General features: G+C 53.4%; 10 protein-coding genes. 8 read left to right on the forward strand and 2 right to left on the reverse strand.

Annotated elements, in window-relative coordinates; translation table 11 throughout:
- The first annotated feature begins 127 nt into the window (after positions 1-127).
- A complete protein-coding gene (locus ABJT94_RS12230) occupies positions 128-451 on the forward strand; it encodes a rhodanese-like domain-containing protein (RefSeq protein WP_348473697.1) in 324 nt (107 codons plus the stop codon).
- 122 nt (positions 452-573) lie between these two features.
- Positions 574-2,358, forward strand: a complete 1,785-nt coding sequence (locus ABJT94_RS12235) for a protein adenylyltransferase SelO family protein (RefSeq protein WP_348473699.1) — start codon at positions 574-576, stop codon at positions 2,356-2,358.
- 372 nt (positions 2,359-2,730) lie between these two features.
- Here ABJT94_RS12235 and ABJT94_RS12240 read toward each other — a convergent pair whose 3' ends face one another.
- Complete coding sequence (locus ABJT94_RS12240; RefSeq protein WP_348473701.1) at positions 2,731-3,066, reverse strand: hypothetical protein; 336 nt, start codon at positions 3,064-3,066, stop codon at positions 2,731-2,733.
- Between the two features lie 686 nt (positions 3,067-3,752).
- Positions 3,753-4,238: a hypothetical protein gene (locus ABJT94_RS12245; RefSeq protein ID WP_348476162.1), complete on the reverse strand. Its 486-nt coding sequence runs from the start codon at positions 4,236-4,238 to the stop codon at positions 3,753-3,755.
- Between the two features lie 380 nt (positions 4,239-4,618).
- Here ABJT94_RS12245 and ABJT94_RS12250 point away from each other — a divergent pair, with 380 nt between their 5' ends.
- The 6 genes from ABJT94_RS12250 (at position 4,619) to ABJT94_RS12275 (ending at position 12,334) form a co-directional block, all read left to right on the forward strand.
- Positions 4,619-5,317 carry a response regulator transcription factor gene (locus ABJT94_RS12250; protein ID WP_348476163.1) on the forward strand — a complete coding sequence of 233 codons (699 nt, stop codon included), beginning with the start codon at positions 4,619-4,621 and terminating at the stop codon, positions 5,315-5,317.
- Positions 5,314-6,825, forward strand: a complete 1,512-nt coding sequence (locus tag ABJT94_RS12255) for a sensor histidine kinase (protein ID WP_348476164.1) — start codon at positions 5,314-5,316, stop codon at positions 6,823-6,825. The genes ABJT94_RS12250 and ABJT94_RS12255 overlap by 4 nt, the downstream gene beginning before the upstream one ends.
- 106 nt (positions 6,826-6,931) lie before the next feature.
- A complete protein-coding gene (msrB, locus tag ABJT94_RS12260) occupies positions 6,932-8,188 on the forward strand; it encodes a peptide-methionine (R)-S-oxide reductase MsrB (RefSeq protein WP_348476165.1) in 1,257 nt (418 codons plus the stop codon).
- 330 nt (positions 8,189-8,518) lie between these two features.
- Positions 8,519-10,174, forward strand: a complete 1,656-nt coding sequence (locus ABJT94_RS12265; RefSeq protein WP_348476166.1) for an ATP-binding protein — start codon at positions 8,519-8,521, stop codon at positions 10,172-10,174.
- The gene (locus ABJT94_RS12270; protein WP_348476167.1) at positions 10,164-10,616 is read left to right on the forward strand and encodes a response regulator; all 453 of its coding nucleotides are present in this window, start codon (positions 10,164-10,166) and stop codon (positions 10,614-10,616) included. Before ABJT94_RS12265 ends, ABJT94_RS12270 begins: the two co-directional genes overlap by 11 nt.
- A complete protein-coding gene (locus ABJT94_RS12275) occupies positions 10,613-12,334 on the forward strand; it encodes a GGDEF domain-containing response regulator (RefSeq protein WP_348476168.1) in 1,722 nt (573 codons plus the stop codon). The genes ABJT94_RS12270 and ABJT94_RS12275 overlap by 4 nt, the downstream gene beginning before the upstream one ends.
- The last annotated feature ends 47 nt before the right edge of the window (positions 12,335-12,381 follow it).

A 12,381-nucleotide genomic window follows, 5' to 3' on the forward strand; every position in this document is an offset into this window, starting at 1 on the left:
GTGGCATTCATCGCGCTACGCACTAAAAAGCAGCCTGTTGATGTCAATCGGGCGCCTTTGGGGGGTATGATGGTGGTGCAACCGGGTTCTACGCCCGCCCCCTTTTACTGAAGAGAAGACGGTGACAATGCACAGCGTAACAGCGCTCGAACTGGCGACATGGTTGAACGATGCGGCCCAGGACACCCCCGTGCTGCTCGACGTACGAGAGCCCTGGGAATTTGAGACCTGCCGGATTGACGGGTCTGTGGCAATGCCCATGAATTCGGTTCCGGATAAGCTGCCAGAACTGGACACCCAAGCGCCCATCGTGTGCATCTGCCATCATGGCGTGCGCAGCAGGCAAGTCGCGATGTATCTGGAGCAGCAGGGAATCACCGACGTTTACAATCTAACCGGTGGCGTGCATGCCTGGGCTCTGGAAGTCGACAGCAACATGCCAACGTACTAAGGGTTGCAAAAACGGCCTGCCAAACCCACTCAAGTCGCAAAGCAGATGAAAACGGCGTGCTGTTCCCCGGGCCTCGCGTGCCTGAGTTTGCCCGGTTCATTCAAGTAACGAGGAGCGTTGCCATGCCAGCCAATGATTCGATTCCTACTCAGCCGATATCACCCAACGGCCCGGCCACGGGTTCAACGTTCGCGGATCTGGCTGCGATGGCCGACTACTCGCTGATGGACGCGCTCACGGCCGATCCGGATGCGACCGCAGACGGCGCCGACTATTCGCCAAGGCAAGTGTTCTCGGGCCACTATGTGCCCGTGGCACCAACGCCGATCGACAACCCCGAGTACGTCGCGCACAGCAAGACGTTGTTCCACGAACTCGGCCTCGACGACAGCCTGGCCCAATCAGCCGACTTTATGGCCATGTTCTCGGGCAATCTGACCCAGGTTCCGGAGCCACTGCGTAGGGTGGGTTGGGCCACCGGCTATGCACTATCGATCTACGGCACCGAATACTACCAGCAGTGCCCATTCCAGACCGGCAACGGCTATGGCGACGGGCGCGCGGTGTCGGTGCTAGAGGCCGTAGCCAACGGCAAACGCTGGGAAATGCAGTTGAAAGGCGGCGGGCGAACGCCCTATTGCCGCGGTGCCGATGGCCGGGCCGTGTTGCGCTCCAGCGTTCGGGAATTTCTGGCGCAGGAGCACATGCATGCACTCGGGGTGCCCACGTCACGGTCGCTCAGTTTGTACGTTTCTAAAACCGAACAGGTCCGTCGGCCCTGGTACTCAGAGGGGTCTCGCTCCGAAAACCCGGACATAATGGTGCTGGAACCCGTCGCTATTTCAACACGGGTGGCGCCCTCTTTTATTCGGGTCGGCCAGCTCGAACTATTCGGGCGTCGCGCGCGAAAGAACGAACACCCAAGCGCGATGGCTGAACTCGAACAACTGATGTTGCACCTGATCGATCGGGAATACTCCGGCGAAATCGACCCGGGCCTGAGCACGGGCCAAAAAGTCGTCGCGCTGGCGCGCCTGTTCCGTGCCCGGCTCACCCGGCTTGTCGCCAACTGGATACGGGTTGGTTACTGCCAAGGCAATTTTAACAGCGACAACTGCGCCGCCGGTGGGTTCACACTCGACTACGGCCCGTTCGGTTTCTGCGATGCATTCGACCCTGTGTTTCAGCCCTGGACAGGCGGTGGTCAACACTTCTCGTTCCTGAACCAGCCTGCCGCCGCAGAGCGTAACTTTTACTCGTTTTGCTCAGCCTTGCAGCCACTACTGGTCTCGGACCAGGACAGCCTGAAACAACTGATTGATGTTCACCATGAGTTCCCGGCAGTCATGCAAGCTGAACTTGAAAACATGTGGGCCGCCAAACTTGGGTTACCCGCCTTCGACGCGCCATTGTTCAAAGAACTGATATCGCTGATGGCGCAAACCCCGGTTGATTACACCCTCTTTTTCCGTGAGCTGTCGTCGCTGCCCGACGACATCGCTGCACTGAAGACCAGCTTTTACAACGACACAGACAGTGCCGGGCCCGCGATGAGATCCCTGTATGCGACCGACCCGGAAGGCATGGACAAGCGCTGGTCACAGTGGCTCGCCCAATGGCAGTCACTCCTTAGCAGCGGGTCTGACGATACGCCGCCCCGTTCCCGTGAAGACATTGCCCGGAAAATGAAACTCGCCAATCCGAAATACACCCTGCGGGAATGGTTTGTGGTGCCCGCGTATCAGCAAGCGAAGCAAGGTGACTATTCACTGGTGCATGAACTGCAAGAGGTGATGACTCAACCCTATGCGGAACAATCAGAAGCCGTAGAGGAAAAGTACTATCGGCGTAAGCCCTTGCAGTTTTTTGATGCCGGAGGCTGGTCGCACTACAGTTGTTCCTCATAATTCTTCTGTGCCGGAATATCCATGTGCTCTGGAGAATATTAACAGGCACACATTTTAGTGTTGTTACTTCTATTTGGACTCAGTCGTTCGGTGATCTAATTGGTACAAGAGCATACATTCCTATCCCGAGGAAATAGTCTGGGCGTTCCGGGACGTGGAGGGTTATAGTTATAGTCTTTTCCGGACAATAAACACATGTCTTTGCAAGACTGCTCTTCCTTATTCAGCCAAAGTTGTGCTGTAAGCGTAAAAACAGCTAGGACCAGGAGCATAACGATGGCATAAACAACCACTTCTCGAAAGTACATCTTCTAGTTACCTATTTTCTTCTGTTTAAAGCGGTGCGACCCTTTAACAATCTAGAACTCTTCTTTAGTTATTTTCAAATGAAGCATAGGAATAGTGATTTCTTCGAAAGAATAAAGATTTTTCATAAACGACTTTAACATCATCACCTATTCTCGGGGTTGGCGTTCCATTATACGACCCTACGGTGTTCATACCATTAAATCGCACAACCAACTGATTCTCTGATCCAGTGTTTGTTTCTAGCTTGTGATAATCAAGAACCACACCGGATCCACTGGAAACGTTAATAAAGAAAGTTGACTCAACAGCAACCAATGCAAACAGGAGGAAAAAGAATAAAACAATTACTAATTGCTTTAAGTGGCGCCTTATCTGAATAGCCAAGAACTGTAGATTCATTAAAACCTCTTTACACAACCAATTTCCTGATTTACTTCTAGACTAGAACCTGCCAAATACGTCTAACTCTCATCAAAAAAGAACATTATGAAATTCACCATGGACATGAACAAGAAGATCGATACTCCAGATATATAGGTAACTGTTAATACTTTTACCTTAACTGAGGTAATTTCGTTACGTGGAAGAATCTTTCCATTTTTCAACCCCCTAAGCGCAATAACACCGAAAAAAGCAAACCCAGCGAAGAATAAAGCTACTATTAATCTCGCCACTTGCCTCCCCTCTTGCATGCATATTTTTCAGGTCTAGTTTGACTCATTCCCATACAGCTTGGCACCATAGACAATGTGTATATACAAGAAAACAGGAATGAAAATAGCGTAGGCTACCGTGACAATACCACTATGCTCCAATGATTGACGGTATGTCGGTGCCACGCGGCCAAAAGAAAAGAGGTAGCACAGAAGCCTGGATACGTTAATGAAGGGCCATGCCACAACAAGAAAAATAAACCATAAGACTGTGGCAACGACAAAGGTCTTTGCCAGTGACTCGTATGCAGATACAAACCCACCTATGCTCTCTTCGTACACTATTCACCTCAATACTTACTTACCAACTGACGATTGATCACTCACAGCGCATAACCCAAGATGTACAGTTTCGATTTCCACCAGGCTGAATCAATACCTCTCAAGCAGAGAAAATCCTTGAAAGTAACCACGCGACTCCATTTCTTCTACTGGCCACGCATAGTTATTCACAACGCGTGACCAGACTAAGGCCATCTCATCAACACCATTCATTGTAAGCATAAAACTAAAGCCTTCCACCCAGGCATCTTGCGCAGCGAATGCGTAGACAATTGCATGAGTTTTGTATCGAACGAGCGTAAAATCATAAGGCATTTCGTACCATTCGTCGTTCCTTTTAGTCACCACAACGACGTCTGCGCCGTCTATTCTTATCAGAATCTCCGAGTTGTATGGCTGGCCCGGGTAGTCTCCTTGCAGTTCCAGGCCAGAAATTTCCCCTACCCACTCCCCATCGAGCTGACTGAATATAGCTTCTGAGGCTGCCCGGAATTCTTCAAACTCTTCCGCTGAATCGAAGGCAAAGGAGGGCGAAGTGCTTAGAAATATAGATATCAGCAAAAATACATACTTCATGAGTGCCTCAAAGCTTAAAATGTTATAAGTCCTTTATCAGACTAAACTCACCCAAGAGTCTGAGTCTTGCAATACCGCTTCTCATCGCATAGTACAGTCTCGCGCTCAAAGGAATGACATTCGGTACTGTTTATGTGACGGTGTTAACAAATATGGCTATTTCCTACTATTATTGGCTGATTGAACCCCCGGCGACTGTCACGCATCAATATTCATCTGCCCCTCCCAATGACCCACCGGTGTAGATTCTTGATTTTCCGCTGCCCCCCTCTTCCAGCCTAGAATCAGAGACGCGAATACTACTAAATGCCCGCATCCTTAAGTCATGCTATTGTTCACCACGCACCCTAATCAACAAGCGAAATCCTCAACAGGCCACCATGAAACGTACCGTTCTCATATTGGAAGACACCCCTGACATCGCCGAGCTGGTGCGCATGCACCTGGAGGATCTCGACTGTACCGTGCTGGTCGAGGCGCGAGGCGATACCGGTCTGGCCCGCTTCCGGGAAGGCGACATAGACCTGGTGATTCTGGATCTGATGCTGCCAGGCATGGATGGCCTCTCGGTGTGCCGGGAAATTCGCACTCTGCCCGGTTACACACCTGTGTTAATGCTGACGGCCCGCACCTCGGAACTGGACCGGGTGCTGGGGCTGGAGATGGGCGCTGATGATTACCTGACCAAGCCGTTCAGCGTGGCCGAGCTGACGGCCCGGGTAAAAGCCCTGTTCCGGCGGGTCGATGCCTTATCGCAACCGGCCAAGGCGCCGGATACAGACATCGTGGTGCGCGATCAGCTTCGGCTCGACCCTTCCAAACGCCGTGTCTGGATCGCCGATGCCGAGGTGGAACTGACGGCGCGAGAGTTTGACCTGCTGTTGCATTTCGCCAGTCACCCGGGCCAGGTGTTCAGCCGCCTGCAACTGCTCGATGCCGTGTGGGGGTACAATCACGAAGGCTATGAGCATACGGTCAATACCCACATTAATCGCCTGCGCGGCAAAATAGAAACCGACCTCACCCAACCGCACTACATTGAAACCGTTTGGGGTGTCGGTTACCGGTTCCGCGAATGAGGCATCCGTCCAAGTTGCTGCGCAGCCTCTATGCCCGCCTGGCGCTCGGCCTGTTTGTGCTGCTGATTGTGGTTGGCCTGGTGTACACCGCCATCAGCCTGGTGGCGCTGCGCAGTTACCAGGCATCGGTCAATCAGGAACTGAACCGCAACCTGGCGATGAACCTGGTGGCCGATCAGAACCTGGTCGATAACGGTGAGCTGAATTTCGATGAACTGGATAACCTGTTCTCGCTGTACATGTCGATCAACCCCAGTATCGAAATTTACCTGATCAACCCTGAAGGCCGCATTCTGTCGTACTCGGCAGACCCCGATAAAATAAAACGCAACAGCGTGTCGATGGCGCCCATTGATCGGCTGCTGGCGAATCCGGATGCCTACCCCCTGTTGGGTGACGACCCGCGTAGCCACGACCGGCAAAAGGTGTTCTCGGTGACCCCGGTTCCCTCGGCCGACAAGGTGGAAGGCTACCTCTATGTTGTACTGCGCGGCGAGGAGTACGATTCCGCCGAACTGATGGCCCGGGAGAGCCAGTTTTTTATCATCAGCGCCTGGGCCGTGGCGGTCAGTCTGGGTATCGGGTTACTGGCGGGGCTGGCCGTGTTTCATTTGCTCACGCGCCGGTTGAAACAACTGGCGGACCGGGTCGATCATTTCCAGAATTTGCTGGCTGCCGACACCCCGAGATTGCCGACACCCGCCGGTGATGAGATCGACACTCTGGCTTCAACATTCGAGCGCATGTCGACGCGCATTACCCTGCAACTGGACCAGTTGCAGGAGAAAGATGCGTTGCGGCGTCAGCTGGTGGCTCAGGTATCGCATGATCTGCGCACGCCACTGGCCAGTTTGCAGGGTTATGTCGAAAGCCTGCTGATCAAAGGCGACCATCTGAGTGATGAAGAACAGCGACGCTTTCTCACCATCGCCCTGAACGAATCCCGCCGCCTCGGTCGACTGATTGACGAACTGTTTGAACTGGCCGCCCTGGAAGCCCGGGAAAAACAGCCCGAGCCAGAGCCCTTCTCACTGCCAGAGCTGAGTCACGACGTGGTTCATAAACACCAGCCTGCCGCCGAAAACCGCTCCATTGAGCTGAAAATAGAGGGTGATCTGGCGCTCCCGATGGCCTATGCCGACCTTGGCATGACTGAGCGCGTGCTGGACAACCTGATCAGCAACGCCCTGGACCACACACCGGACAACGGGCGCATCGAGCTGACGTTGGCGCAAACAGCTGACGCTGTGACCGTGACGGTACGCGACACCGGCCCCGGTATTGCCCCGGAAGACTTGCCGTTCATTTTTGATGCATTTCACCGCGGCTCATCCGGGCGAAGCTCGGCCCATGCCGGGCTTGGGCTCGCCATTGCCCGGCGAATTATGATGCTGCAGCACGGCGGTATCAATGCCGACAACCACCGCGAGGCAGGCGCAGAGTTTGTGGTCACCTTGCCACTGGCAGCCACGCTAACGGCCCCTTCGAGCAACCCTAACGGTTCGTGATACTTTTGTTATAAACAACAGACCTCCCTGTGAACCTTTGGCTGCAGACTGTCTTTCGTGGAACAAGAAACCCCTTCTTCTACCCAAGGCTAACGAGGTACACACCATGAAACAGTCACTACTCTATTCAGGCTTGCTGATCGCCATTACCGCTGTGGGTGTTCAAGTGGCGGCCAGCAACCATTCCGACTCAACCAGCCAATACGCCCCGACTGATCCGTCACTGGAGATTGCGACCTTTGCCGGTGGATGCTTCTGGTGTGTTGAAGCCGGTTTCGAGGCGTTGCCCGGTGTCGCTGAGGCGGTATCTGGTTATACCGGTGGATCGGAAATGAACCCGAGCTACAAAGACGTCTCCGGAGGCCGTACCGGTCACACCGAAGCGGTTCAGGTTTACTACGACCCAGGCGTCATTACCTATGAAGGCCTGCTGCAAGGCTTGTGGCGCATGATGGACCCGACCGATGCCAACGGCCAATTTGTGGACCGGGGTGCTCAGTATCGTCCGGGCATTTTCTACCACTCGCCCGAACAGCAAAGGCTGGCGCAGGAAGCTAAACAGGCGCTGATTGCGGAAGACCGCTATGAAAAGCCGGTCATTATCGAGATCGAACCGTTTGACGTGTTCTACGATGCCGAGGAATACCATCAGGATTACCACACCGAGAATCCAATCCGGTATAAATTCTATACCCACAATTCCGGACGGTATCAGTTTATCGATGCGGTTTGGGGAGAGGATCGGTACATAGACTATGGTCAGTTCCGGCCCATGGAGATGGATAACATGGACTCCATGGATGACATGGACTCTATGGACTCTATGGACTCTATGGACTCCAACGATAACATGGACAGCATGGATGAAATGGATAGCATGGATATGAGCGCAGGCCCTGGCTTCAACCCTGCCACGTTCACCAAACCCAGTGAGCAGGTGCTCGAACAACGGCTGTCAGACATCCAGTTCAAAGTCACCCAGGAAGACGGCACCGAACGCGCGTTCAACAACGAATATTGGGATGAAAAGCGCGAAGGTTTATATGTAGACATCGTCTCGGGCGAGCCGTTGTTTTCATCGCGCGACAAGTACACATCCGGCACGGGCTGGCCGAGCTTTACACAACCCATTGCCTCAGACGTTGTGACTGAGCATGAAGACAGAGGGTTGTTTTCAGTGCGTACCGAAATACGCAGTCTTTACGCCGACTCGCACCTCGGCCATGTATTCACCGACGGCCCACAACCCACCGGATTGCGCTACTGCATGAACTCGGCAGCGCTGCGATTCATTCCAAAGGATGAGTTGGTGGCTGAAGGGTACGCTGATTATGTGTCGATGGTAGCCCCGCCCATTTCCTGATTTGAGACTCCTCCGGTGGGCCTGATTCAGGGCCTGCCGAAAAACGCTCTCCCCGGGGTCGTGCCTTACACGCCTTATGGCACCGCCCGATTATCTGCCCAGCCAATACCTACACCGCAATATGAGAACCCTGTCACAACTCCTTCCTTGGTATCTCCCCTCAGATCCTGTCTGAGGCAACACGATACTGGTTGAGAACCGATGTTACTACTACGCTGCCCCCCATAGACTGGTATACCCCAAAACCTCACGCGATGCCCGACTGATGAGTCGGGCGCAGGGATGGTCTCGTAGCAGACTGTTTTGTGCTGTTGTCGATCCGGAGAATTCATGGAAGCATTGTGGAACTACATAGCTGGCCCCGATTTCATCCCGCACGGCCATTGCTATTACTGGCGATCGGACCTACTGGCCTTGCATGCCGGTTCCGATGCGGTGATCGCCATCGCCTATTTTTCCATACCGCTGGCCCTGGCCAAATTGTGGTACGACCGGGCCGACCTGGGCTATCGTTGGATCATCAAGATGTTTGCCGCCTTTATTGTGGCCTGCGGTACTACCCATATGGTGGGTATCTGGAATATCTGGAACGCAGACTATTATTTTGAGGGCATCATTAAACTGATTACGGCCGGCATTTCCCTGGTAACCGCCATTCTGATCTGGCCGTTGTTGCCCAAGGTACTCGCCATCCCCAGCCCGGCCATGCTGACTGAACGCAATGAAGCCCTTAACGAAGAAATGCTCAAGCGCACCCATGCCGAACAACAATTGCGGTTATTGTACGAATCACTTGAGCAAACCGTAGAAGAGCGCACACAGGAACTGCAACAGGCCAAGCGGGCACTGGAGTTGCAAATTCAAACCTCTGAGCAAGTCAAACAGCGCTTGCAGAGCATTTTCGAATCGGCCCCCAACGGGATGATTGTGGTCTCCAGAGACGGCACGATATTGCAGGCCAACTCCATGGCTCACAGCATTTTTCACTACGACGTCGGCGAGCTGTCTGGTAAACGGGTTGAGCAATTGGTACCTGCAGATATTCGCATACCCCACCAGGCCAATCGGGAGCAATACATCAGCTCTCCAACCAAACGCATGATGGGCGATCGACGGGATCTTTCTGGCCTGTGTGCGGATGGCCAAACCGTACCCGTAGAAATTGGCCTTAACCCGGTCACTGGCAGCAGTGATGGCGAAGTCGTCGCGTCCGTTGTCGATGTGAGCGAGCGACGCAACTATGAACGAAAAATAGAACAACGCAGTGAGGCACTGGAACGTTCTAACCGGGAACTGAAGGAGTTTGCTTTCATAGCCTCACACGATTTGCGCGAGCCATTGCGCAAGATCATCTCCTTTTCCAAATTACTTCTCAGCAAGGACTACGGAAATTTCACTGATGAGGGAGAAACCTTCGCCAACTATGTTGTGGATGCCGCTGAACGGATGCGCGAACTGCTTGATAGCCTGCTTTCATACAGCCGCGTAACGTCCCATGGCGGTCAGTTCGTCCTGACCGACCTCAACGAAGTGGTTCGGGAAGTGTTGTCCGACTTGCAGATGACGATTGAGGAAAGCCAGGCCCGTTTAGAAGTTGCCTCTCTTGATCAGCTTACTATGGACCCAAGTCAGATCCGGCAACTGTTGCAGAACATTGTCTCCAATGCGCTTAAGTATCGCCGTCAAGAGCAGCCCCCGATCATCCGAATACAGGGTGAAGCGGTCAATGGTGACCGGTACCGGCTCACAATTGAAGACAACGGCATCGGTTTCGATAACCAGTATAGCGAACAGATCTTTGAGGTATTCAAACGCCTGCATGGCAGAGACAGTTACCCCGGCACTGGGATGGGGCTGGCCATTTGCCGAAAAATTGTAGACCGCCACCAAGGCGTGATACGGGCCGACAGCACACCGGGGAAAGGCACGCGTTTCGTCATTGAATTACCGGTCAATCCGCATACCGAGGCTGCCCATGATTTCTGAAACCGAATTCCTGTTGCTGGTTGTTGATGATGACCCTGAGGACTTTTTACTGGTTAAAACAGCCGTTAAGCGAGCGCTACTTCCCCTTTCGGTGAAGGGCTTGAGCAACGGTGATGCGTTGATGAACTACCTGGCGGAGCGCACCAGAGCTCCCGACCCGTTGGCACCGACCATGGTGATTCTGCTCGATCTGAATATGCCCGGAAAAGATGGCCGGTCTTGCTTGCGCGACATAAAAGCGAACCCTTCGCTGGCGGATATTCCAGTCATCGTTTTCTCGACCTCCGAGTCACCGGATGACATTCAGAAGAGCTACGCACTGAACGCAAATTCATACATTTGCAAGCCAGACGATTTATCCAAGCTTGAAAACATAGTGTCTACGCTCTATCGCTACTGGTTTGGTCATTCACTATCGCCTTCGCAGGAACCCGCTCCATGAACAAGCCTATGATCAGGATACTGGTAGTGGAAGATGACGCTGCAGATTTCATGCTGGTGAAACAGTCGCTGCTGAAAAGCGACCGGAACCAGTACAACGTTCAGCATATATCGGAGTACAACGCCGCCAGCGAGGCGCTGTATCAGGATGACTGTGACCTCATTTTGCTCGACTACTTCTTGGGCAGTCACTCCGGCCTGGAATTACTCCAGCAAGCTAAAACGTTGCAGTTTAAACGGCCGATCATTGTAATGACCGGGAGTAATTCCCCCGAGCTCGACGATATGCTGATGAAAGAAGGAGCGGCAGATTTTATACCCAAGGACGAGCTGTCTACGGCATTGCTAGACCGCAGTATTCGCCATGCCATCGAGCGCAAGGAAGTCGAATTCAAAATTGCCGAACTGGTCCGCAGAGACCCACTCACGGGCCTCGGTAACCGCCACATTTTTGAAGAACACATGGAGCTGGCCATAGCCCGCGCCACCCGCAAGAAACAGCATCTGGCGGTGATATTTCTCGATCTCGACCGGTTTAAGGATATCAATGACAGCCTTGGTCATCATGTCGGTGATCTGCTTCTAACGCTGATGGGAGACCGGCTGCGCCGGGCCGTTCGCAAAAGTGATTTTGTTGCCCGCATCGGCGGCGATGAATTTACTGCGCTGATTGACAACATTGAGAACGTAGAAGAGGTTAATCACATTCTGGAGAAAATCTCCCGGGAGATGTGCCGCCCGGCTCCGGTCAGTAACACGACTCTGGACGTTACCGTCAGCATGGGGGTTGCCATTTACCCCCACCACGGGCAAATGGCCATGGAACTGATGCAAAAAGCCGATATGGCGTTGTACGAGTCTAAAGCACAAGGGGCGGGAGGCTACCATATTTTCACCGACCGTTTGCAGGCTCGACTGATTCATGGACTGGAAACCGAAAAAGAGCTGCGCCATGCCCTGCGGCTTCAGCAGTTTGAACTCTTCTATCAGCCACAGATCGACCTTGAAACCGGCGCCATTTGCGGGTTGGAGGCACTGATTCGCTGGAACCGTTCGGACGGGCAAGTCATGTCGCCGATCGAGTTCATTCCCGTGGCGGTTCGCAGTGGCCTGATCGTACCCCTCGGCTGCTGGGTGATTGAAGCCGCCTGCAAGCAGTTGCAGCTATGGCGAGAAGCCGGACTGAACGTGCCTGTCTCGGTGAACGTATCGCCGCGCCAGTTGAAGTTTCATGGTTTTCTGAAGCAACTGCTCAGCTGCATAAAGCAATATCGGGTTCCACCCGGTATGCTTGAGCTGGAGCTCACCGAAGAAGCCCTGATCGAGAATGGATTGAACCAGGCTGCGATGCTGGGTGCCATTCGCAAAGCAGGTGTTGGTATTGCCATTGATGATTTTGGCACCGGGTATTCCTCTATGCGGTATTTGCGTGAATTTCCGTTAGACCGCATTAAGATTGACAAGAGTTTTGTCTCAGAAGCGGGTATCACAGGCTTGCGGGAACCGGCCATCACCCAGTCGATTCTATCGCTTGCCCAGGGGCTCGGGTTAAGTGTCGTGGCCGAGGGTGTGGAGACGAATGAACAGAAGCAACAGTTGCAGTCCCAGGGCTGCCGGGTTTGTCAGGGGTATTTGTACTATCGGCCGCTTAACCTGACGGACCTGGAGCCGATACTCCGAAAGGCGGGTGGTATCAGAAGTGCCGATCAGAATTCCTGACAGCCAGCACTTTAGCCAGGCAATGTGGCAAGGCATAGCAAGGGAGG

This window comes from Saccharospirillum sp. (assembly GCF_039982735.1).
GTDB lineage: Bacteria > Pseudomonadota > Gammaproteobacteria > Pseudomonadales > Natronospirillaceae > Saccharospirillum.